The organism is Mesorhizobium sp. 131-3-5, from assembly GCF_016756575.1.
GTDB lineage: Bacteria > Pseudomonadota > Alphaproteobacteria > Rhizobiales > Rhizobiaceae > Mesorhizobium > Mesorhizobium jarvisii.
Map to the genome: position 1 here is coordinate 1,188,765 of NZ_AP023254.1, position 23,415 is coordinate 1,212,179.

Annotated in this window: 18 protein-coding genes; 12 read left to right on the top strand and 6 right to left on the bottom strand. The window is 64.7% G+C overall.

The window, feature by feature from the left end:
• Positions 1-25: 25 nt before the first annotated feature.
• Both JG747_RS05755 and JG747_RS05760 read right to left on the bottom strand, forming a co-directional pair.
• On the bottom strand, positions 26-1,306 hold the full coding sequence (locus JG747_RS05755) for an SGNH/GDSL hydrolase family protein (protein ID WP_064981329.1): 1,281 nt from the start codon (positions 1,304-1,306) through the stop codon (positions 26-28).
• Positions 1,307-1,366: 60 nt separating this feature from the next.
• A complete protein-coding gene (locus JG747_RS05760; RefSeq protein ID WP_202362234.1) occupies positions 1,367-2,560 on the bottom strand; it encodes an MFS transporter in 1,194 nt (397 codons plus the stop codon).
• Positions 2,561-2,685: 125 nt separating this feature from the next.
• On the opposite strand from JG747_RS05760, the gene JG747_RS05765 reads away from it, so the two are divergent.
• Positions 2,686-3,591 carry a LysR family transcriptional regulator gene (locus JG747_RS05765; protein ID WP_202361349.1) on the top strand — a complete coding sequence of 302 codons (906 nt, stop codon included), beginning with the start codon at positions 2,686-2,688 and terminating at the stop codon, positions 3,589-3,591.
• A 279-nt stretch (positions 3,592-3,870) separates the two neighbouring features.
• Here JG747_RS05765 and JG747_RS05770 read toward each other — a convergent pair whose 3' ends face one another.
• Together JG747_RS05770 and JG747_RS05775 are read right to left on the bottom strand one after the other, a co-directional pair.
• Positions 3,871-4,920: an aldo/keto reductase gene (locus JG747_RS05770; RefSeq protein WP_064981325.1), complete on the bottom strand. Its 1,050-nt coding sequence runs from the start codon at positions 4,918-4,920 to the stop codon at positions 3,871-3,873.
• A 109-nt stretch (positions 4,921-5,029) separates the two neighbouring features.
• Positions 5,030-5,692, bottom strand: coding sequence for a YggS family pyridoxal phosphate-dependent enzyme (locus tag JG747_RS05775; RefSeq protein WP_202361350.1), 663 nt, complete (start codon positions 5,690-5,692; stop codon positions 5,030-5,032).
• A gap of 156 nt (positions 5,693-5,848) precedes the next feature.
• Here JG747_RS05775 and leuS point away from each other — a divergent pair, with 156 nt between their 5' ends.
• The 3 genes from leuS (at position 5,849) to JG747_RS05790 (ending at position 11,868) form a co-directional block, all read left to right on the top strand.
• A complete protein-coding gene (gene leuS, locus JG747_RS05780; RefSeq protein WP_202361351.1) occupies positions 5,849-8,473 on the top strand; it encodes a leucine--tRNA ligase in 2,625 nt (874 codons plus the stop codon).
• Positions 8,460-9,029, top strand: coding sequence for an LPS assembly lipoprotein LptE (gene lptE / locus JG747_RS05785; protein ID WP_202361352.1), 570 nt, complete (start codon positions 8,460-8,462; stop codon positions 9,027-9,029). The genes leuS and lptE overlap by 14 nt, the downstream gene beginning before the upstream one ends.
• 256 nt (positions 9,030-9,285) lie before the next feature.
• On the top strand, positions 9,286-11,868 hold the full coding sequence (locus JG747_RS05790) for a DNA translocase FtsK (RefSeq protein WP_202361353.1): 2,583 nt from the start codon (positions 9,286-9,288) through the stop codon (positions 11,866-11,868).
• Positions 11,869-11,956: 88 nt separating this feature from the next.
• On the opposite strand, the gene fsa is transcribed toward JG747_RS05790, so the two are convergent.
• The gene (fsa, locus tag JG747_RS05795; RefSeq protein WP_019861850.1) at positions 11,957-12,613 is read right to left on the bottom strand and encodes a fructose-6-phosphate aldolase; all 657 of its coding nucleotides are present in this window, start codon (positions 12,611-12,613) and stop codon (positions 11,957-11,959) included.
• A 91-nt stretch (positions 12,614-12,704) separates the two neighbouring features.
• On the opposite strand from fsa, the gene JG747_RS05800 reads away from it, so the two are divergent.
• The 8 genes from JG747_RS05800 to JG747_RS05835 all read left to right on the top strand — a co-directional run bounded on the left by JG747_RS05800 (position 12,705) and on the right by JG747_RS05835 (position 21,763).
• On the top strand, positions 12,705-14,888 hold the full coding sequence (locus JG747_RS05800; protein WP_202361354.1) for a primosomal protein N': 2,184 nt from the start codon (positions 12,705-12,707) through the stop codon (positions 14,886-14,888).
• A gap of 50 nt (positions 14,889-14,938) precedes the next feature.
• Positions 14,939-15,634, top strand: a complete 696-nt coding sequence (locus JG747_RS05805; RefSeq protein ID WP_064981316.1) for an aspartate/glutamate racemase family protein — start codon at positions 14,939-14,941, stop codon at positions 15,632-15,634.
• Positions 15,635-15,811: 177 nt separating this feature from the next.
• Positions 15,812-16,207, top strand: coding sequence for an AGROH133_08824 family phage infection protein (locus JG747_RS05810; protein WP_064981315.1), 396 nt, complete (start codon positions 15,812-15,814; stop codon positions 16,205-16,207).
• A gap of 246 nt (positions 16,208-16,453) precedes the next feature.
• On the top strand, positions 16,454-17,014 hold the full coding sequence (locus tag JG747_RS05815; RefSeq protein WP_064981313.1) for a F0F1 ATP synthase subunit delta: 561 nt from the start codon (positions 16,454-16,456) through the stop codon (positions 17,012-17,014).
• A complete protein-coding gene (gene atpA / locus JG747_RS05820; RefSeq protein WP_019861845.1) occupies positions 17,014-18,543 on the top strand; it encodes a F0F1 ATP synthase subunit alpha in 1,530 nt (509 codons plus the stop codon). Before JG747_RS05815 ends, atpA begins: the two co-directional genes overlap by 1 nt.
• Before the next feature lie 32 nt (positions 18,544-18,575).
• Positions 18,576-19,460, top strand: a complete 885-nt coding sequence (locus JG747_RS05825) for a F0F1 ATP synthase subunit gamma (protein WP_010912153.1) — start codon at positions 18,576-18,578, stop codon at positions 19,458-19,460.
• A 70-nt stretch (positions 19,461-19,530) separates the two neighbouring features.
• Positions 19,531-21,111 carry a F0F1 ATP synthase subunit beta gene (atpD, locus tag JG747_RS05830; RefSeq protein ID WP_032932130.1) on the top strand — a complete coding sequence of 527 codons (1,581 nt, stop codon included), beginning with the start codon at positions 19,531-19,533 and terminating at the stop codon, positions 21,109-21,111.
• A gap of 244 nt (positions 21,112-21,355) precedes the next feature.
• Positions 21,356-21,763: a F0F1 ATP synthase subunit epsilon gene (locus tag JG747_RS05835; protein ID WP_010912151.1), complete on the top strand. Its 408-nt coding sequence runs from the start codon at positions 21,356-21,358 to the stop codon at positions 21,761-21,763.
• A 53-nt stretch (positions 21,764-21,816) separates the two neighbouring features.
• On the opposite strand, the gene JG747_RS05840 is transcribed toward JG747_RS05835, so the two are convergent.
• Positions 21,817-23,316, bottom strand: a complete 1,500-nt coding sequence (locus JG747_RS05840) for a mannitol dehydrogenase family protein (RefSeq protein ID WP_202361355.1) — start codon at positions 23,314-23,316, stop codon at positions 21,817-21,819.
• Positions 23,317-23,415 lie beyond the last annotated feature (99 nt).

The following is a 23,415-nucleotide window of genomic DNA, read 5'->3' on the forward strand; positions in this document are numbered from 1 at the left end:
CTGGATGAAGTCAGTTGCCGGCTGCTCAATTCTTGATCAGTTGGCCGAGATCGATGGCCGCGGCCATGGCCCGGTTTCCCTTGTCGCCCGGATGGAGGTGGTCGCCGGAATCGAACTCCGGCAGCAGGCGTGTCGGGTGCACGGGATCGCGGAGCAGCAGGTCGAAGTCGACGACCGCATCGAAGGCACCGCTGGTTCTGATCCAGTTGTTGACCTTCTGGCGCAACGCTTCTTTTTCAGGCGTGTAGTAGGCATCGAGCGGCGTGCCGCTCAGCGCGCCCTCAAAGGGCGTCAACGTGCCGCCGACGATGATCAGATTATGGGCGTGGGCCTGGGCTGCGAGTTGCAGGTATCCAGTGGTGAGTGCCGCCAGAGAGGGCAGGGATTTCTCAGGTGCGAATGGCGTGCCGGGCCAGCTGATATCGTTGATGCCGATGAGCAGGATGACCGCCTTGACGCCGGGCTGAGCCAGCACGTCACGGTCGAAGCGGGCCGAAGCCTTCACGCCCATCGCATCATCCAGCAGCTGCGCTCCGGATATGCCTGCGTTAAGCACCGACACGTGCTTCGAGACGAGACGCTCGGCGAGGACGTCGGGCCACCGGTTGTCGGCGTCCAGCGTGGCGCCGTTGCCGTCGGTGATCGAATCGCCGATGGCGATCACGGCGCCATCATTTGCCGGCGCATCGACCAGGATCTCGCTGACCAAGGTACGCGCGTCGGTGGTCTGCGCAGCCGCGATGGTTTCGGAAGCCGTCTGGTTGCCGTCGCCGATATAGGCGGTCTGCTTACCGTCCCAATGGAAGGTGGAGATTGGTGTGGGCTGCGGCAGATAGACCGATATCGAAAGGCGGCTCAAGGCGTCGAGGGGCAATTCCACCGGATCGCTGACCAAAGGCGCGCCTGCCGGAACTGTTGCCTTTGCCTGACCGCCGAATGTGACGGCACGATCGGTGCCGGCGGTGATTTTCGAGTCCTTGCCAGCTCTCGCCGCACGTATTTCGCCGATCTGGATCGGCACGTTTGAATACTCGTTCGACAGGACGATGCGGAACCGCCTGCCGCCAACGCTGGTCCTGACTGTCTGGCGTATGGTCTGGTTCTCAAGCTTTGGCATCATTTTCACCGGCAAGGCAAAATCGGTCCCCCATGTCGGTTGAGGGCTGGCCGTCCAGGTGCCCACCCAGTCCTGTTTCTCGCCGGCAATTGCCGGGCTGACCATCGACGAAGCCGCCAACGCGAGCGCGCCGAGCGTCAGGCGCGTTGCCAGAAGGGCGACGGTGGTGCGGTGGATCGGAAGTGTCATAGGTTCTCCTCTCGGTCTCGTTTCGGGGCGTCTGTCGACGGGTCGATATCGGTGCTGCCATCACTTCATGGAGACGGTGCCGGCAGCAGCCGGGATCAGCCGCTCTTCATGTCTGTCGAGGCGCAGCGCCAATCCCGCCACGGCGAGTGCCGCGACCGGCAGCAAAGCGGCGACCCAGGTGAGCGAACCCAGCCCAAGGCCATGGGCGATGACCGCGCCGCCGAGCCAGGCGCCGGCGGCATTGCCGAGATTGAAGGCGGCGATGTTGAAGGAGGAGGCGAGGCTCTGGCCGGCGCCTTGCGCCTTGTCCAGCACCCACATCTGCAGCGGCGCCACGGTGCCGAAGGCGGCGGCCCCCAGCAGGCCGACATAGATCACCGCCAGGACCTGGCTGTGGATGGCGAAGCTCATGGTGGCCAGCACCACAGCCAGCACCACGAGGCTGCCCAGCACCGCCGGCACCAGCCAGCGGTCGGCGATCTTGCCGCCGGCGAGGTTGCCGGCGATGAGGCCGCCGCCGAAGACGAGCAGGATCGGCGACACTGCCGCTTCCTTGAAGCCGCTGATCTCGGTCAGCAGCGGGGCGATGTAGGTGAAGACGGCAAAGACGCCGGCATAGCCAAGCACGGTGGTGGCGAGGCCGAGCAGCACCGGCGCGCGGCGCAGCACGGCGAGATCGGCGCGCAGGTCGCTCTTTTCGGGTGCTGCCTGGCTGCGCGGCACCAGGGCCAGGATGACGGCGAAGGCCGCTAGGCCGACCAAGGTCACCGCCCAGAAGGTCGCGCGCCAGCCGAAGGCCTGGCCGAGCCAGGTGCCGAAGGGCACGCCGAGGATGTTGGCGATGGTCAGCCCCGTGAACATCAGCGCGATCGCCGATGCCTTCTTGTTGGGCGCGACCAGGCCGGTGGCGACGACAGAACCGACGCCGAAGAAGGTGCCATGGGCAAAGGCGGTGACGATGCGAGCGCCCATCAGGGTCCAATAGTCGGGCGCCAGCGCACAGGCGAGATTGCCCAGCGTGAAGATCGCCATCAGCGCCAGCAGCACGGTCTTGCGCGGCCAGTTGCCGGTGGCGATGGTGAGCAGCGGCGCGCCGATGACGACGCCCAGCGCATAGCCCGAAATGAGCTGGCCGGCGGCCGAGATCGAGACGCCGAAATCCTTGCTGACGTCGATGAGCAGACCCATGATGACGAATTCGGTGACGCCGATGCCAAAGGCACCGGCGGCGAGGGCGTAGAGAGCAAGAGGCATGACGGTTCCCACTTTGGCGACGACGAGCGCCTTGTCCAAACCGCGCTCCGAGCCGAAAGATCGTGTCGCCATGCACTGTGAACCAGACTTGCGTTCGGCACATTTACTGTGAAATAGATTCACAAATGGCCAGACCCGATATCAACCGCTCCGGCGAGATCGAAGTGTTCGTGCGCGTTGTCGAGGCCGGTAGCTTCTCGGCGGCTGCGCGCACGTTGCGCATGACGCCATCAGCCGTCAGCAAGCTGATCGCGCGTCTGGAAGCCCGGCTCGGCGCGCGGCTGGTCAGCCGCTCGACACGCAAGCTGCAGCTGACGCCGGAGGGAACGGCATTCTACGACAGCGGATTGCGTATCCTGTCCGATATGGCCGCGGCCGAGCGCGAGGCGGCGGCGGGTGCGGCACCGCGCGGGCGGCTGCGCGTCAACACCTACGTGCCCTTCGGCGTGCACCGGCTGATCCCGCTCCTGCCGCGCTTCCTTGAACGCTATCCCGAAATTTCGGTCGATCTGGTGCTGACCGACAGCGTCATCGACCTGATGGCCGAACGCGCCGATGTCGCCATCCGCGCCGGGCCGCTCGGCGAATCGCGGCTGGTGGCGCGCAAGCTCGGGCAAAGCCGGGTGGTGGTGGTTGCGGCCCCGTCCTATCTCGAAGCGCAGGGAAAACCGCTGACGCCGGCCGATCTCGATGGGCATAATCGCATGGGCTTCGGCTTCGTAAGGCATATTGATGGCTGGCCGTTTGTCGACGCTGCCGGCAACGCGGTCATGGTCCCGATCACCGGCAACACGCTGGTCAGTGACGGCGAGGCGATGCGGCTGATGACGCTGGCCGGAGCAGGCATCTCCCGGCTGGCGCGCTGGCATGTCGCGGCCGATATCGTAGCCGGTCGGCTGGTGACGCTGCTGGAGGATTTCAATCCGGGCGACGAGGAGGCGACCCATGCCGTCTATGTCGGCCAGGGCCGGCATCTGCCGGCGCGGGTGCGGGCCTTTCTCGATTTTCTGGCCGAGACTGTACGGCTCTGAGGAAACGCAGGTTTTCAAGGTCCGTTCGACAACCCGGCAGGGGCGGGATATGGAATCCCCGTCCGCTCATCATCTCGGGATCGCAACGATGCTGTTCCGAAATTGCGCGGCGGATGGTGCCATCGTCACCTCCAGACATCCCCATATGCTGCTCCGGCTTACCGATGGTAGCCGCAATCGCGTCCGGTACAAGGCGGCCGTGCGGCTTGAAGCGCGAAAAAGCCGCGCGCCCGAAGGAACGCGCGGCTTTGCAGAAAATCGCGTCGTGGTGGAGACGGACTACCCCTTCGGCACGAATGGCGCCGGGCGACGGCCGGCCGCCTGGCGCTCCAGCATCCAGCCGGGATATTCGGACGGCAGCGCGCTGACCTCGTCGAGCCTGGCGAGATCGTCCGCGTCGAGCTTCACTTCAGTCGCGGCAAGGTTCTGTTCGAGCTGGTCCATGCGGCTGGCGCCGATGATGACGCTCATCACGAAGGGCTTGGCCAGGACATAGCCGAGCGCCACCGTGGCAACGCTGACACCATGCTTCTTGGCGATCTCGCGCATGACGGCGACGGCCGCCCAGGCGCGATCCTCGTTGACCGGCGGGAAGTTGAAGGACGCACGGCGGCCCTCGCCATTGCCGGGCGCACCGGGACCGTACTTGCCGGAAAGCAGGCCGCCCGCCATCGGCGACCACACCATCAGGCCCAGCTTCTCCTCGTTGATGAGCGGCACGATCTCGCGCTCGAGGTCGCGGCCGGCGATCGAATAGTAGGACTGGATGGTCTCGAAGCGGGCGAAGCCCTTGCGGTCGGCGATACCGAGCGCCTTGGCGATGCGCCATGCCGCCCAGTTGGAAACGCCGACATAGCGGACCTTGCCACTGGCAACGAGGTCGTCCAGCGCCCGCAGCGTCTCGTCGATCGGCGTCACCGCGTCGGTGCCGTGCAGCTGATAGAGATCGATATGGTCGAGCTGCAGCCGTTCGAGGCTGGCATCGACCGAATCCATGATGTGGCCGCGCGAGGAGCCGCGCTCGTTCGGACCCTGGCCCATGGCGCCATGAACCTTGGTGGCGATGACGACGTCCGAACGCTTGACGCCGAGGTCCCTGAGCGACTGGCCGAGCAGGCGCTCGGACTCACCGAAGGAGTAGACGTCGGCCGTGTCGAAGAAGTTGACGCCGGCGGCGATCGAGCGGCCAACGATCTCGTTGACGCCCTTCTGGTCGAGGCTGGCGATCAGCCCCCATTGGGCATTCTGGCCGGCGGCACCGAAGGTCATGGTGCCGAGGCACAGTTCGGAGACGTACATCCCCGTATTTCCAAGCTGGTTGTAACGCATGGCGAAGCTCCAGGAGAAACTTGTGATGACACAAAACAAATAGGAACGGTACGTTTCGTTTCCAGTCGTGGCGCAGCCAGCTTGCCGAACTGGCCCAAAGGCGTGCGTATCAGCGGCTGCCGAAGATCGCCGAGCCGACCCTGACGCTGGTGGCGCCGAAGGCGATGGCCGTCTCGTAGTCGCCGGACATGCCCATCGACAGTTTGGCGACGCCGGCCTCGCGAGCGAGCTTTTCCAGCAGAGCGAAATGCGGGCCGGGGTTCTCGTCGGCCGGCGGGATGCACATAAGCCCTTCGATGGCGAGGCCGTGGACATCGCGGCAGCGGGCGACGAAAGCAACGGCGTCGCGCGGTTCGATGCCGGCCTTCTGTGGCTCGGAGCCGGTGTTGACCTGGACATAGAGCTTTGGGGAGCGTCCCTGCCGGGCAATCTCCTTGGCGAGTTCGACGGCGATTTTCTCGCGGTCGACCGTCTCGATGACGTCGAACAGCGCCACCGCCTCCTTGGCCTTGTTCGATTGCAGCGGACCGATGAGATGCAGCTCGATGTCAGGAAAAGCCTGCTTCAGATCAGGCCATTTGCCCTGCGCTTCCTGCACGCGGTTCTCGCCGAAAACGCGCTGGCCGGCCTCGATGACGGGGCGGATGTCGGCGGCGTCAAAGGTCTTGGAGACGGCCACCAGCGTCACCGCGCCGGCCTCGCGGCGGGCCTCCTGCTCGGCGGCGGCGATCTTCGCCTTGACCGCGAAAAACTGCTGAACGGTGTCACCCATATGCAAATCCCGCTGTTTTGATCCGCGTTTTTAGCCGCCGCGAAGCCCATATGGTTGACGGGTTTGCCAAACCATGGTGAACACCCGGACCACATTCCCTGAACCGCGGAGCCAGTCGCCCGCGGTTCGCGCCTGCTTTTAAGTGAAAAACGTCCCATGGCAACCGAACGATACAATCCGCGCGCGTCAGAACCCAAATGGCAGAAGGCCTGGGCCGAAAAGAAGCTGTTCGAAGCGCGCAATGACGACCCGAAGCCGAAATACTACGTGCTGGAGATGTTCCCCTATCCGTCGGGGCGCATCCATATCGGCCACACCCGCAATTACACGATGGGCGACGTGGTGGCGCGCTACAAGCGGGCCAAGGGCTTCAACGTGCTGCATCCGATGGGCTGGGACGCCTTCGGCATGCCGGCCGAAAACGCGGCGATGCAGAACAAGGTCCACCCCAAGGAATGGACCTACCAGAACATCGCCACCATGCGCGAGCAGCTCAAGGTCATGGGCCTGTCGCTGGACTGGGCGCGCGAATTCGCGACCTGCGATGTCGAGTACTACCACCGCCAGCAGATGCTGTTCCTCGATTTCGTCGAGAAGGGGCTGGTGACGCGCAAATCCTCCAAGGTCAACTGGGACCCGGAGGATATGACGGTGCTTGCCAACGAGCAGGTCATCGACGGGCGCGGTTGGCGCTCCGGCGCGCTGGTCGAACAGCGCGAACTGACGCAGTGGTTCTTCAAGATCACCGAATTTGCGCAGGACCTGCTGGATTCGCTCGACGGCCTCGACGAATGGCCCGAAAAAGTGAAGCTGATGCAGCAGAACTGGATCGGCCGTTCGGAAGGTCTGCTGATCCGCTGGCCTCTGGCTGCACCGATCGCCGGCGAGCATGAGCTGGAAGTCTACACGACGCGGCCCGACACCATCTTCGGCGCCTCCTTCATGGCCGTCGCCGCCGATCACCCGCTGGCCAGGAAGGCCGCCGAGACCAATCCGGCGCTGGCGAAGTTCATCGACGAGGTCCGCCATATGGGCACGTCGGTGGCCGCACTTGAGACGGCCGAGAAGAAGGGTTTCGACACCGGCATCCGCGTTGTTCATCCCTTCGACGACAGCTGGACACTGCCTGTCTACGTCGCCAATTTCGTGCTGATGGAATACGGCACCGGCGCCATATTCGGCTGTCCGTCCGGCGACCAGCGCGACCTCGACTTCGCCAACAAATACGGCTTGCCGGTGATCCCGGTGGTGATGCCCGAAGGCGTCGATGCCAAGTCGTTCCAGATCACGGAAGAAGCGTATGTCGACGACGGCGTGATGATCAATTCACGCTTCCTCGATGGCATGAAGCCGGACCGCGCTTTCGACGAGGTGGCGAAGCTGCTGGAGCAGAAGACGATCGGCAACCGGCCGATGGCCGAGCGCAAGGTGAATTTCCGCCTGCGCGACTGGGGCATTTCGCGCCAGCGCTACTGGGGCTGCCCGATCCCGATGATCCATTGCGAGGATTGCGGCGTGGTGCCGGTGCCGAAGGCCGACCTGCCGGTCAAGCTGCCCGACGATGTCGATTTCGACCGGCCGGGCAATCCGCTCGACCGGCATCCGACCTGGCGGCATGTGAAGTGCCCGCAATGCGGCAGGGACGCGCGGCGCGAAACCGACACGATGGACACGTTCGTCGATTCGTCCTGGTATTTTGCCCGCTTCACCGCGCCCTGGGCGCATGAGCCGACCGATCCCAGGGCGGCCAATGAATGGCTGCCGGTGGATCAGTATATCGGCGGCATCGAGCATGCGATCCTGCATCTGCTCTATTCGCGCTTCTTCACCCGCGCCATGCGCGAAACCGGCCATGTCGACCTGGCCGAGCCGTTCAAGGGCCTGTTCACGCAAGGCATGGTGGTGCACGAAACCTACCGCGTCGGATCGGCTTCGAACGGCCGCTGGCTGGCGCCGACCGAGGTGCGGCTGGAGGGCGTCGACGGCGAACGCCGCGCCTTCGACATCGCCACCGGCGACGCTGTCACGATCGGCCCGCTGGAGAAGATGTCGAAGTCGAAGAAGAACACGGTGAGTCCCGAAGACATCACCGATGGCTACGGCGCCGACACGGCACGCTGGTTCATGCTGTCGGACTCGCCGCCCGAGCGCGACGTCGAATGGACCGACGACGGCGCCGCCGGCGCGCATCGCTTCATCCAGCGCGTCTGGCGCCTGGTGTCGACGGCGGCCGAGACGCTGGCCGGCATCAAGCCCGAGGTGGCCAATACCGGCGAGGCTGGAGCGGTTTCCAAGGCGGCGCACAAGATCCTGAAGGCGGTCGGCGAGGATATCGAGAAGCTCGCCTTCAACCGCGCCATCGCCCGCATCTACGAACTGGCCAATGCGCTGACCACGCCGCTCAACCAGGTGGCGGAAGGCAAGGCCGAGCCGGCCCTGCAGAGCGCCTGCCGCCAGGCGGTGGAGATCCTGGTGCATCTGATCGCGCCTGTCATGCCGCATCTGGCCGAAGAGTGCTGGGAGACGCTCGGCGGCACCGATCTGGTCGCCGAACGGCCATGGCCGGTCTTCGACCCGGCGCTGGTCGTCGACAACGAAGTGACCTATCCGGTGCAGGTCAACGGCAAGAAGCGGGGGGATTTGACAATTGCCCGCGACGCGGACCAAGGTGCGGTCGAAAAAGCGGTACTGGCTCTCGACTTCGTGCAGAAAGCACTCGAAGGTAAGGCTCCGCGCAAGGTGATCATCGTGCCGCAGAGGATCGTCAATGTCGTTGCCTGATCGGGAAAAGACAGAGCTGAGCCGTCTGCTGCGCCGCGTGGCGCTTGTCGGCTCGCTGGCGCTGGTTTCGGCCTGCACGGTGCACCCGCTCTATTCCAACGCGCCGTTGTCCACGGGCGCGAGCGCCAATGCCGAGCTGGCGTCGATCGCCATCAAGCCGGTCAGGACGCGTTATGCCCAGCAGGTGCGCAACAATCTGATCTTCGGCTTCGGGCGGGGTGCCGGCGAACCGGCGTCGCCGCTTTATTCGCTTACTCTCAGCGTGACCGAAGCTGTTGAATCCTCGGCCCTCGTGCAGGTCGGCACCGATGAGGACGAGCCGACCGCCGGCTCGGTGACGCTGACCGCCAACTATACGCTGACCGATGCGAAAACCGGCGCCGTCATCACCGTCGGCAAGCGCTCGATCACCTCGTCCTTCGACAGGCCGCGCCAGGAATTTGCCTCGTACCGGGCGCAGATTGATGCCGAGAACCGCGCCGCGCGCGAACTGGCCGAGGCGCTGCAGCTGTCCATCGCCCAGGATCTGGTCCGGCACGGGAAGTCGGCCAGCTAGCGCCACCTTCTTTTCACGGAAAACGCTGCCTCGATCCAGGTGCACGGCCCGCTTCGCGATGGCCGAGAGTTCTCTTTTTAACCCGACGCATGTGCGCGAGCGGATGATCGTGAGGTGACGATCATCGGCTCGAATCCGGCTCGTGCGCCATCGCCGCGAAAGATATTTTTCGGCCGCTCCAAAAGCGCTGACGGGAAGCAACTGTTAACCACTCGCTCCCTATTGCTCAGCAGACATTTCAGAGTGAGTCTTGAGAATGGAATCCAAGCGTTTTCCTCGGGTCAATTCATTGAAGCCAGCTTCGCCCGATGACCCCGAGGGAAAGCGTTTCAACGGCCCGGGCGGCAAGGCGGGCGGCCAGCAGACCGGCGCGGCCGCGGCCGGCAATTTCCCGCCACCTGTCGATCTCGGCGGCAACGAAAGCCCCGCCTGGCAGGAATATTTCTTCCTGGCGCCCAATGTGCGGTTTACCCGCACCCCGGACTATGAAGCCAGCCCGCGCCATCCGCGCCAGATCACCTCCGAGCAAGGCGAACCGCCGGCGCGGCAAGCCGTCACACAGCCTGCCGCGGCCGCGCCGTCGTCAGGGGTCTCGTCCCCGTCATTGCCGGCGGCGATGAAAAGCCGGAGCGCCGCTCTGGAAGCCGCCCGGCCGCCCGCCGGCAACAAAGCCGCGATGCATGAGAGATCGCCGGCCTCGGCATCCGTTCCGCCAAGCCATGCCAACGAAAAGGCGCGGACCGTTGTGACGGCCGGTCCGAGGACCGCTGCGCCGGTACGGGCACCCGCGCCGGCCGCGCCTGCCCAGGCAATGGCGGCGCCAGTCAGGACGACAGGCCGCGAAACCGTCCGCTGGCCCTATCTGTCGGATCACGTCTTCTTCGAGCTCATGGCGCCCTACATGATCGAAGGTTCGTCGCCCGCGTCGCGAGCCGTCCCGGTCCCGCGCGCCGCCGCGCCAGCCGTCGCCGGTCGGGTCGATGTCCGCGCCGCGCCCTCGGCCGACCCGACCGCGTCGTTCCGCGTCATCGACTGGCTTCCAGGCCAGCAAGCCCCTGCCGCTTTGCCGGATGTCCGGCCGGCCAACTCCAACGAAGCCGCGGTTCAGCCGGTAGCGGGTGGTGTGCCGAAGCGAGCCCAAGCGCGGATGGCAACCTCTGCCGTCGCGGGCAAGGCCGCTCCGGCGCAGGTCGCGCAAGGCGCCGAGGAGACCGTGCAGGCTCCGGCCGTGCGCGCCTCTTCGCCGCTGCCTTTGGTCGGCAAGATCGTGCCGGCCACGACCGGCGAGGCGTACGAACTTCCCTCGGAAGAGCTGCTGCAGCAGCCGCCGGAAGGGCAGGGCTTCTATATGTCGCAGGAGCGGCTCGAGCAGAATGCCGATCTCCTGGAGAGCGTGCTCGAGGATTTCGGCGTCAAGGGCGAGATCATCCACGTTCGCCCGGGTCCGGTCGTGACCCTCTATGAGTTCGAGCCGGCGCCAGGCGTCAAATCGTCCCGCGTCATCGGCCTTGCCGATGATATCGCCCGCTCCATGTCGGCGATTTCGGCGCGCGTCGCCGTCGTGCCCGGCCGCAACGTCATCGGCATCGAGCTGCCGAACGAGACGCGAGAGACCGTCTATTTCCGCGAACTGATCGAATCGCAGGGCTTCCGCAAGACCAGCTGCAAGCTGGCGCTTTGCCTCGGCAAGACGATCGGCGGCGAGCCCGTCATCGCCGAACTGGCGAAGATGCCGCATCTGCTCGTCGCCGGCACCACCGGTTCCGGCAAGTCTGTCGCCATCAACACCATGATCCTGTCGCTGCTCTACCGGCTGAAGCCGGAAGAATGCCGGCTGATCATGGTCGATCCGAAGATGCTGGAACTCTCCGTCTATGATGGCATCCCGCATCTTCTGACGCCCGTCGTCACCGATCCCAAGAAGGCCGTCACCGCACTCAAATGGGCGGTGCGCGAGATGGAGGACCGCTATCGCAAGATGGCACGGCTCGGCGTGCGCAACATCGACGGCTACAACGAGCGCGCCGCCCAAGCCCGCGACAAGGGCGAGGCGGTCATCATGACGGTGCAGACCGGCTTCGAAAAGGGCACCGGCGAGCCGCTGTTCGAGCAGCAGGAAATCGATCTTGCGCCGATGCCTTACATCGTCGTCATCGTCGACGAGATGGCCGACCTGATGATGGTCGCCGGCAAGGAGATCGAAGGCGCCATCCAGCGCCTGGCGCAGATGGCGCGCGCCGCCGGCATCCATCTGATCATGGCAACGCAGCGCCCCTCGGTCGATGTCATCACCGGCACGATCAAGGCCAACTTCCCGACCCGAATTTCCTTCCAGGTCACCTCCAAGATCGACAGCCGCACCATCCTGGGCGAGCAGGGCGCCGAGCAGCTGCTCGGCCAGGGCGACATGCTGCACATGATGGGGGGCGGGCGGATATCACGCGTGCACGGCCCATTCGTCTCCGACGCGGAGGTCGAGCATGTCGTGGCGCATCTGAAGGCGCAGGGCCGCCCGGAATATCTGGAGACCGTGACCGCCGACGAGGACGAGGAAGAGGTCGAGGACGACCAGGGCGCGGTCTTCGACAAGGGATCGGTCGCGGCCGAGGACGGCGATTCCAGCTATGACGAAGCGGTCAAGGTGGTGGTGCGCGACAAGAAGTGTTCGACGTCCTACATCCAGCGCCGGCTCGGCATTGGCTACAACCGCGCCGCCTCCCTGGTCGAGCGCATGGAGAAGGAAGGCCTGGTCGGCGCGCCCAACCATGTCGGCAAGCGCGAAATCATCATGGGCCGGCGCCCGCAGGCAGCCGCGGCCGACGACGACGGCACGGAATGATCGGCGGTCCTTTCGGCGATCGGGCTTCTTGCGACGCGTAATAAAAAAGGCCGGTCGCCCGGCCTTTTCTCATTGAAGCAGTGCGATCTCAGCCGATCTTCTGGCCGGTCTTGGCCCAATCTGCGAGGAACTGTTCCAGGCCCTTGTCGGTCAGCGGGTGCTTGACCAGCGCCTTCAGCGTCGCCGGCGGCGCGGTGATGACGTCGGCGCCGATCAGGGCCGCCTGCTTGACGTGGTTCACCGTGCGCACCGATGCGGTCAGGATCTCGGTCTGGAAGTCGTAATTGTCGTAGATCTGGCGGATCTCCTGGATCAGCTCCATGCCGTCCGAGCCGGTGTCGTCGATGCGGCCGACGAAGGGCGAGATGAACGAGGCACCGGCCTTGGCGGCGAGCAGAGCCTGATTCGCCGAGAAGCACAGCGTGACGTTGACCATGCGGTTCATCTGGGTGCGGATCGTCTTGCAGGCCTTCAGGCCGTCCAGCGTCAGCGGCACCTTGATGCAGACATTGGGCGCGATCTTGGCCAGCACCTCGGCCTCCGCCATCATGTCCTTGTATTCGGTCGCCACGACTTCGGCCGAGACCGGGCCGGCGACGATATCGCAGATCTGCTTGGTGACGTCGGCGATCTTGCCGCCGGATTTGAGAATCAGCGACGGATTGGTGGTGACGCCGTCGAGCAGCCCCAGATCGTTCAGCTCACGGATATCCTTGATGTCGGCGGTGTCGACAAAAAATTTCATGGCGGGTCTCCTGACGATTTCGTCGTGCCTGGGAAGGCACGTTCAGCGTTGCTCTTTGATCTAGACCAAAGTCGGGGCAAGGTCACGCCTCATGATCGAAGATTCGCCCTTTGTCGCAGCCGCACCGGTGCTGGTGCCGATGCCTGCCGAACGCCCCTACACCTATGCCGTGCCGGCCGGCATGCGCGTCGTGCCAGGGTCGATCGTGCGCGTGCCGCTCGGGCCGCGCCAGGTTGCCGGCATCGTCTGGGATGGCGCGGTCGAGACTGTCGATGCGAAAAAACTGCGCCCGATCGAACAGGTCTTCGACTGCCCGCCGATCGACCGTTCGATGCGCCGTTTCGTCGACTGGGTGGCGCAATACACGCTGTCGGCGCCGGGCATGGTGGCGCGCATGCTGCTCAGAGCGCCGGAGGCCTTTGACCCGGAGCCCTGGATCGAGGGATTGCAACGCACGCTTATCGTTCCCGACCGGATGACGGATGCGCGGGCGCGCGTGCTGGAAACGGCCGAAGGCGGGCTGGCCTGGACGCGGTCGGGCCTCGCGCATGCGGCCGGTGTGTCGTCGACTGTGATCGAGGGGCTGAAGGCGCAAGGCGTGTTCGAGACGGTGATGATCCCGCCGCGCCCGGTCGTGGCAGCACCTGATCCGAGCTATGCCGTGCCGGAATTGATGCCGGACCAGAGCGACGCCGCATCGATGCTGCGCGCCAATGTCGCGGCCGGCGCCTTCAACGTCGCGCTGCTCGACGGCGTTACCGGGTCTGGCAAGACGGAGGTCTATTTCGAGGCGGTGGCGGCGGCGCTCGACCAGGGCAAGCAGGTGCTGATCCTTTTGCCGGAAATTGCGCTGACCCACGCTTTCCTCGAACGCTTCCAGCAGCGCTTCGGCGCCAAGCCGGGCGAATGGCATTCCGACCTGCCGCCCAGGATGCGCGAAAAAGTCTGGCGGCAGGTGGCGGAAGGCACGGTGCGCGTCGTTGCCGGCGCGCGCTCGGCGCTGTTCCTGCCGTTCAAGGAGCTTGGCCTGATCGTCGTCGACGAAGAGCACGACCCTGCCTACAAGCAGGAGGACCGTGTCTTCTACAATGCGCGCGACATGGCGGTGGTGCGCGGCCATATTGGCGGCTTTCCGGTGGTGCTGGCGTCGGCGACGCCTTCGGTCGAGAGCCGCGTCAATGCGAGCCAAGGCAAGTACAACAGGGCCATCCTTTCCGCCCGCTTCGCCGAGGCGGCGCTGCCGCAGCTGAAGTCGATCGACTTGCGGCGCGCGCCACCGGCGCGTGGCGGCTTCCTGTCTCCGGTGCTGATCGACCATATGCGCAAGACGCTGGAGAAGAAGGAACAGTCGCTCCTGTTCCTCAACCGGCGCGGCTATGCGCCGCTGACGCTGTGCCGCGTCTGCGGCCACCGTTTCGGCTGCCCGGTCTGTTCGGCCTGGCTGGTCGAGCATCGCTTTCGAGGCCAACTGGTCTGCCATCATTGCGGGCACAATGAACGCCGCCCCGAAGCCTGCCCGGAATGCGGTACGCTCGACCATCTGGTCGCCTGCGGCCCGGGTGTCGAGCGCATCGCCGAGGAGGTCGTCACGCATTTCCCCGATGCGCGCACCATCGTCTTGTCGTCCGACCTGATGGGCGGGGTGCGGCGGCTGCGGCTGGAACTGGAAGCGATCGCCGATGGCGAGGCCGATATCGTCATCGGCACGCAGCTCGTGGCCAAGGGCCACAATTTTCCCAACATGACGCTGGTCGGCGTCGTCGATGCCGATCTCGGTCTTGCCAATGGCGATCCGCGCGCCGCCGAGCGCACCTTCCAGCTGCTCAGCCAGGTGACCGGCCGCGCCGGCCGCACCGGCAAGAAGAGCCTCGGCCTGCTGCAGACTTTCCAGCCCGACCATCCGGTGATGCGGGCGATCGTCTCGGGCGATGCCGAGGCTTTTTACGAGCGCGAGATCGCCGAGCGGGAGCGGGCGGCCCTGCCGCCCTTCGGCCGGTTGGCCGGCGTCATCGTCAGCGCGGTGACGCGAGCGGAAGCGGAAGGGCATGCACGCGGCCTGCGCCGCGCTGCGCCCGAGGCGTCGGACCTGTTCGTGCTGGGGCCGGCGGAAGCGCCGCTCTCCCTACTCGGCGGTCGCCATAGGTTCCGCCTGCTGATCCAGGGCGAACGGCGCGCCGACATGCAAGGATTTATCCGCACCATGCTGGCCAATGGGCCGAAGCAGCGCGGCTCGGTCCGGGTGCAGGTCGACATCGACCCGCAGAGCTTTTTGTAAGGTCGCCATATCGGCGATAGGCTGCTGGCCAGCGAGAAACGGAAGATCACATGAAAACCCTTGGCTTGCTCGGCGGCATGAGCTGGGAATCGACCGCCATCTACTATCGCCTGCTCAACGAGATCGTGCGCGATCGCCTTGGCGGGCTGCATTCGGCGAAGCTGCTGCTCTGGTCGTTCGACTTCGCCGAGATCGCCGAGCGGCAGCATCATGGCGATTGGGACGGCGCCGGCGTGCTTCTGATTGATGCCGCGCGCAAGCTGGAGGCGGGCGGCGCGGAGGGTCTGGTTCTGTGCACCAACACCATGCACAGACTGGCTGACCAGGTGCAGGCGGCGGTGTCGATCCCCTTGATCCATATCGCTGACGCCACGGCGGCGGCGATCAAGCGCACCGGCATGCAGCGCCCGGCGCTGCTGGCGACGCGCTTCACCATGGAGCAGGATTTCTACAAGGGCCGGCTTGCCGACAAATACGGCCTCTCGCCAGTGGTGCCCGATACGGCCGGGCGCGACATGGTGCATCGCGTCATCTATGAGGAGCTCTGCCAAGGCATCGTCACCGAAGCCTCGAAGGCGGCTTATATCGAAGAGGCCGAACGCCTGCGCCGCGACGAGGCCGCCGACAGCATCATCATGGGCTGCACCGAGATCACCATGCTGATCGGACAGGACGATTTCGACATTCCGGTATTCGACACGACACGCATCCATGCCGAGGCGGCGGTGGAATTCGCGCTCGGTTGACGCGCTCTCTTTTGATTTTGACGCAATTCCTTAGGGAAAACGCTGCGCGTTTTTCCCGGGAGAACCGTTTCACACTTTTCCTGGCATTGCTTTGAAAGTGCCTGATGCCATCTGGCGCGGCGCTTTTCCTCGGCTAGAATGCCCGGAATTTCAAAACAGGCATTTCGAGGGGACACAATGGACTTTGCGCTTCCATGGCCGACGAGCCAGGGCGAATGGCTGGCCTGGTCGAGCGCAGTCTTCACCGTGCTGCTCGGCCTTCTGTTTTTCCTGGCACCCAGCCTGGCCTTCCGCATCCTGCGCCTGCAGGCGAAGCCGGAGAAAGCGGCGGCGATCGCCGAGGGGCGTGGCCGGATGTCGGGCTTCTATCTCGGCGTCGGCCTGTGCTGCATCCTCTTGGCGCAGCCGCTGGTTTACATGGCGCTCGGCTTCTCCTGGCTGTTCACGGCCTTCGGCCGGCTGCTGTCGATGATGTCGGATGGCGCCAATACACCTTTCAATTGGGTTTCCATTGTGGTGGAATTGGTCCTGGCGGCGTTGCCGCTTGCCTTTGCCTTCGGCTTTGTGCCTTGAATCGCTAGCTATTCCGTGGCGCGAGGCGAGACTCTTTCGCCGGATGCGACAATAGTGCCTGAAAAGCATGCGGAACGACGCATTGCGGTCTTAAAATGCCTGTGCTAGACGGCAATCGACTTTCGGCCGGGGATAGCGGAAGCCGCGCCTCCGTGCTTGAAAAAATGCAGTAAGGTCAAAGATTTAGCCAGAGTTTTTGCTCGCGCCAACAATCTGCGGCCTGTCAGACAAGAGAAAAGACGGTCCGTGGCCCAATCGTCATCGCCAATCTCAGGTGTCGCAGAACGCTACGCGGGTTCGCTGTTCGAACTCGCCCTGCAGGCAAATTCCGTGGCCAAGGTCGAGTCCGACCTCAACAGTTTCGAGGCGATGCTGGCTGGCAGTTCCGACCTGACCCGGCTGATCAACAGCCCGGTGTTCTCCAGCGAGGAGCAGGCCAAGGCCATCGCGGCGATCGCCGACAAGGCTGGGATCACCGGCCTCACCGGTAATTTCCTGCGCGTCGTCGCCCGCAATCGCCGGCTCTTCGCCGTGCCCGGCATGATCAAGGCGTTCCGCCAGATCGCCGCCGAGCATCGTGGCGAGACCGCTGCTGAAGTGACGTCGGCTCATGAGCTGACGGCTGCCCAGCAGACCGAACTCAAGGCGGCGCTGAAAAGTGTTGCCGGCAAGGACGTGGCCATTTCCGTCACCGTCGATCCGTCGCTGCTCGGCGGGCTGGTGGTCAAGATGGGCTCGCGCCAGATCGATACGTCGCTCAAAACCAAACTCAATTCGCTCAAGCTTGCACTGAAAGAGGTCGGCTGATGGACATCCGCGCCGCGGAAATTTCCGCAATTCTGAAAGACCAGATCAAGAATTTCGGCAAGGAGGCCGAGGTCTCCGAAGTTGGACAGGTGCTGTCCGTCGGTGACGGTATCGCCCGCGTCTACGGCCTCGACAATGTCCAGGCCGGCGAGATGGTCGAATTCCCCGGCGGCATCCGCGGCATGGCGCTCAACCTCGAAGCCGACAATGTCGGCGTCGTCATCTTCGGCGCCGACCGCGACATCAAGGAAGGCGACACCGTCAAGCGCACCGGCGCCATCGTCGACGTTCCGGTCGGTCCGGGCCTGCTCGGCCGCGTCGTCGACGCGCTCGGCAATCCGATCGACGGCAAGGGCCCGATCAAGGCGACCGAACGCAAGCGCGTCGACGTCAAGGCGCCCGGTATCATCCCGCGCAAGTCGGTGCATGAGCCGATGTCGACCGGCCTCAAGGCCATCGATGCGCTGATCCCGGTCGGCCGTGGCCAGCGCGAGCTGGTCATCGGCGACCGTCAGACCGGCAAGACCGCCATCATCCTCGACACGATGCTCAACCAGAAGTCGGTGCACGACAACGGCCCCGAGAAGGAAAAGCTCTACTGCGTCTATGTCGCCGTCGGCCAGAAGCGCTCGACCGTCGCGCAGTTCGTCAAGGTGCTGGAAGAGCGCGGCGCGCTCGAATATTCGATCATCGTCGCCGCCACCGCTTCCGATCCGGCGCCGATGCAGTTCCTGGCGCCGTTCGCCGGCTGCACCATGGGCGAGTATTTCCGCGACAATGGCATGCATGCGCTGATCAGCTACGACGATCTGTCGAAGCAGGCCGTCGCCTATCGCCAGATGTCGCTGCTCCTGCGCCGCCCGCCGGGCCGCGAAGCCTATCCGGGCGACGTCTTCTATCTGCACTCGCGCCTGCTCGAGCGCGCCGCCAAGCTCAATGACGATCTGGGCAATGGCTCGCTGACGGCGCTGCCAGTCATCGAAACGCAGGCCAACGACGTGTCGGCCTACATCCCGACCAACGTGATCTCGATCACCGACGGCCAGATCTTCCTCGAAACCAACCTGTTCTTCCAGGGCATCCGTCCGGCCGTCAACGTCGGTCTGTCGGTGTCGCGCGTCGGTTCCTCGGCGCAGATCAAGGCGATGAAGCAGGTTGCCGGCTCGATCAAGGGCGAGCTCGCGCAGTACCGCGAAATGGCGGCCTTCGCGCAGTTCGGCTCGGATCTCGACGCCGCCACGCAGCGCCTGCTCAACCGCGGATCGCGCCTGACCGAACTCCTGAAGCAGCCGCAGTTCTCGCCGCTGAAGACGGAAGAGCAGGTCGCGGTGATCTTCGCCGGCGTCAACGGCTATCTCGACAAGCTGCCGGTCAACCAGGTCGGCAAGTTCGAGCATGGCCTGCTCAGCCACATGCGTGCGGCAGGCAAGGACGTTCTCGACGCCATTCGCAAGGAAAAGGCGCTGTCGGACGATCTGCGCGCCAAGCTGAAGGCAGAGATCGACGCTTTCGCCAAGACCTTCGCCTGAGCGAAGCGACAAGACGGGATCAGGTTTGAAGCATGCCTTCATTAAAAGACCTTCGTAACCGTATCGCCTCGGTCAAGGCGACGCAGAAGATCACCAAGGCGATGCAGATGGTCGCCGCGGCGAAGCTGCGCCGTGCGCAAGAGGCAGCGGAAGCGGCGCGCCCCTATTCGGAGCGCATGGGTTCCGTGCTGGCCAACATCACCCAGGCAATCGGCGGCGGCGGCGATGCCCCGGCGCTGATGACCGGCACCGGCAAGGACAACGTGCATCTGCTCGTCGTCTGCACCGCCGAGCGTGGCCTGTGCGGCGGCTTCAATTCGCAGATCGCCCGCCTGGCCCGCGATCATATCCGGCGGCTTCTAGCCGACGGCAAGCAGGTCAAGATCATCTGCGTCGGCAAGAAGGGTTTCGATATCCTGCGCCGCGACTATGCCTCGATGATCCTCGACCGTGTCGATCTGCGCGAGGTCAAGACACTCGGCTTCGTCAATGCCGACGCGATCGCCAAGAAGGTCATCCACCTCTTCAACGAGGGCGCCTTCGACATCTGCACGCTGTTCTATTCGCAGTTCAAATCGGTGATCAGCCAGGTCCCGACCGCGCAGCAGATCATTCCCGCCGGCGTCGCTTCGGCTCCCGCCGCGGCGGTGGATGGCGGCAATGCCGTCTACGAGTACGAGCCGGAGCCGGGCGAAATCCTCTCCGACCTCATCCCGCGCAATATTTCCGTGCAGGTTTTCCGGGCGCTGCTCGAAAACGCGGCCGGCGAAATGGGCGCCAAGATGAGCGCCATGGACAATGCGACGCGCAACGCCGGCGAGATGATCAACAAGCTGTCGATCACCTATAACCGCCAGCGGCAGGCGCAGATCACCAAGGAACTGATCGAAATCATTTCGGGCGCCGAAGCGCTCTAGGCGCGGTTCGCGGGCCATCGGCCCGCTCTAGGACCGCGTGAGAAACAAAGGACGAAAAAGGGTAAAGACGATGGCGAAAGCAGCGACCCCCAAGACGGCGGCCCCCAAGGCCGCAGCCCCCGTAAAGGCGGCCAAGGCTCCGGCAGCCGCCGCGAAGGCAGCTCCGGCAAAGACGGCGGCAGCGCCGGCCAAGGCCGCGGCGGCCAAGACTTCGGCCGTGGCCGCCAAGGCAACCGGCGTTGTCGGCAAGGTCCGCCAGGTCATCGGCGCCGTCGTCGACGTGCAGTTCGGCGATCACCTTCCGGCGATCCTGAACGCGCTCGAGACGACCAATGTCGGCAATCGTCTGGTGCTCGAAGTTGCCCAGCATCTGGGTGAAAACACCGTTCGCTGCATCGCCATGGACTCCACCGAAGGTCTGGTGCGCGGCCAGGAAGTGCGTGACACCGGTGCGCCGATCACCGTGCCGGTCGGCCCGGGCATGCTCGGCCGCATCATCAACGTCATCGGCGAGCCGGTCGACGAAGAGGGTCCGGTCGACGCGATCGAAATGCGCTCCATCCACCAGCCGGCTCCGACCTATGTCGAGCAGTCGACGGAAGCGCAGATCCTGATCACCGGCATCAAGGTGCTCGATCTGCTGGCACCCTACGCCAAGGGCGGCAAGATCGGCCTGTTCGGCGGCGCCGGCGTCGGCAAGACCGTGCTGATCCAGGAACTGATCAACAACATCGCCAAGGCGCATGGCGGCTATTCGGTGTTCGCCGGCGTCGGCGAGCGCACCCGCGAGGGCAACGATCTCTATCACGAGTTCATCGAATCCGGCGTCAACAAGAAGGGCGGCGGCGAAGGCTCCAAGGCGGCTCTCGTGTACGGCCAGATGAACGAGCCGCCGGGCGCGCGCGCCCGTGTCGGCCTGACCGGCCTGACGGTGGCTGAATATTTCCGCGACCAGGGCCAGGACGTGCTGTTCTTCGTCGACAACATCTTCCGCTTCACGCAGGCGGGTTCGGAAGTGTCGGCTCTGCTCGGCCGTATCCCGTCGGCCGTGGGCTATCAGCCGACGCTCGCCACCGACATGGGCGCGCTGCAGGAACGCATCACCACCACCACCAAGGGCTCGATCACTTCGGTGCAGGCCATCTACGTGCCCGCCGACGACTTGACCGATCCGGCACCGGCGACCTCGTTCGCCCACCTTGACGCCACGACGACGCTGAACCGCGCCATCGCCGAGAAGGGCATCTATCCGGCGGTCGATCCGCTGGACTCGACCTCGCGCATGCTCGACCCGATGGTTGTCGGTGAAGAGCACTATGCGGTTGCCCGCCAGGTGCAGTCGATCCTCCAGCGCTACAAGTCGCTGCAGGACATCATCGCCATCCTGGGCATGGACGAGCTGTCGGAAGAGGACAAGCAGACCGTGGCCCGCGCCCGCAAGATCGAGCGCTTCCTGTCGCAGCCTTTCTTCGTCGCCGAAGTATTCACCGGCGCGCCGGGCAAGCTCGTCGACCTCGCCGACACCATCAAGGGCTTCAAGGGCCTCTGCAACGGCGACTACGATCACCTTCCGGAAGCTGCCTTCTACATGGTCGGCGGCATCGAGGAAGCGGTCGAGAAGGCACAGCGCCTGGCGGCCGAAGCGGCCTGATGAAAGATGGAGGACCCGAATACGCTCAAGGCGATCGGGTCCGGTTACTTCGACTCAGCGATGAGTTTCTTTCTGGTCTTCCAGAAGAGGACGTCGCAGAGCTAAACACCCTCATCGGTCGGGAGTGGACTGTGGAGGAGTGGCACGAGGAACTCGGTCAGTTGGAGATCTCCAACGCTCTGAGCCAATCGGCAACCATACATTTTGCGTGGGTGCCGCCCGAATGGGTTGAACGGATACGATAATGGCTGAAGCTTTCAAATTCGAACTGGTCTCGCCGGAACGCCTGCTGGTTTCCGAGCAGGTCGAATCCGTCGTCATTCCGGGCGCCGAAGGCGAGATGACCGTGATGGCGCATCACGCGCCGGTCATGACCACGATCAAGCCGGGTGTCGTCACGGTGAAGACCGCCTCGGGCGGCGAAGAACGCTATGTCGTGTTCGGCGGTTTCGCCGACATCGTCCCAGCCGGCTGTACGCTGCTGGCGGAATCAGCTGTCGCGGTGAAAGATGTCGACCGGGCCGATCTCGCCCGCCGCATCCAGGAAGCCAAGGAAGATGCAGCCGACGCCAAGGACGACCAGGCGCGCAGCAAGGCCGAGCAGTTCCTCAGCCAGCTGACCACGCTGGAAGGCGCGATTCTTCCGGCCTGAAATCCGCATCAGATGACTTGATGAAAAGCGGGGCTTTGCCTCGCTTTTTTCGTTTAGATGCCCAAGGCGGCGAAGGCCAGAATCGGACCGTCCCGCCGCAAATGCACCAGATGCACCGCCGTGAGCTCGATCAACGTCTGGCGTTCGGCGTGATCCCTGGCAAAGCCGGCCAGGTCGAACACGGCCGTTACGGTTTCGTTCGCCGGCAATTGCTGGTCCAAAAGTGCCGTCAGCGCCGCATCGAGCGGATCGGTGAAATGGTTTTCGGGCAAGGTTTTTCCGCGCGCGGCGCAGGCGGCGATCCAGGCCGCCACCACCAGCGTGAGATGCACGAACTCGGTGCCGGCTTCGAGGCACTCGATGGCGGAAGCGATGATGCGCTGCGGCAGTTTCTGGCTGCCATCATTGGCGATCTGCGCCGTGCGGTGGGCGAGCGCGGTGTTTGAAAAACGCTCGGCAAGCTCGGCTGTGTAGGTCGCCGTATCCAGTCCGGCATCTTCAGGCAATGTCGGGATGGCCTCGGCCCAGAGCCCGTCGACAAATCGCCGGATCGCCGGATCGGCGAAAGCGCGGTCGACGGTGGCATGGCCGCTGAGCAGGCCGAGATAGGCGATGCCTGAATGCGCGCCGTTGAGCAGCCTGAGCTTCATGTCCTCGAAGGGGCCGACATCGCCGACCATGGTGACGCCGAACTTTTCCCAGTCCGGCCTGCCGGCGGAGAAATTGTCTTCGACCACCCATTGGCGGAATGGCTCGGTCATCACCGGCCAAGCATCGTCGACACCGAGTTCGCCGGCAATGCGTGTCCGGTCGGCGTCGGTGGTTGCCGGTACGATGCGATCGACCATGCTCGACGGGAAGGCGACCTGGTTTGCGATATGGTCGGCGATTCCGGTGTCGCCTGCTGCGGAGAGGCTGCCGTCGCGCAACGCAGCGAATTCGGTCAGCAGCCGGTGCAGCGTGGCGCCGTTGGCAGGCAGGTTGTCGCAGCACAGCACGGTGAAGGGCGGGGTGCCGGCGGCCAGTCTGCGGGTAAGCGCCTCGGCGAGGAAGCCATGCGCCGTCCTCGGCATTTGCGGATTGGCCAGATCGTGGATGATGTCGGGATGGGCGGTGTCCAATCCGCCGCCCGCGGCCCTGAGATAGGCTTTTTCGGTGATGGTCAGCGTGACGATGCGGGTGCGCGGATCGGTCAGCGCGGCCAGCACAGCGCCCGGATCTTCCGGCGCCACCAGCATCGACTGGATAGAGCCGATGACGCGCAACTCCTCCTCGCCACTGCTGCGGATCGCCAGCGTGTAGAGCCCGTCCTGCGGCGACAGCGCGTCGCGCGTATCGGGGCTGCGCAAGGAGACGCCGACGATGCCCCAGCCCGTTTCGCCCGCCGCCATGCACTCGTCGACATAGGCGGCCTGATGGGCGCGATGGAAGGCGCCGACGCCGAGATGCACGATGCCTGGAGCAACGCGGCCGCGGTCATATGCGGGGATTTTGGTCCCGGCGGGCAGCTTGTGGAGCGTGGCGTCGGATAGATGGCTTCTGGTCATCAGCATACCGGGGCTGGGGGCTGTGGATGACAGGCGGGGTAACACCTGTTCGAGCCTGCCGCAAGGATGCCGCTTTGCCGACGCACATTGACATCGCCTAGGCCC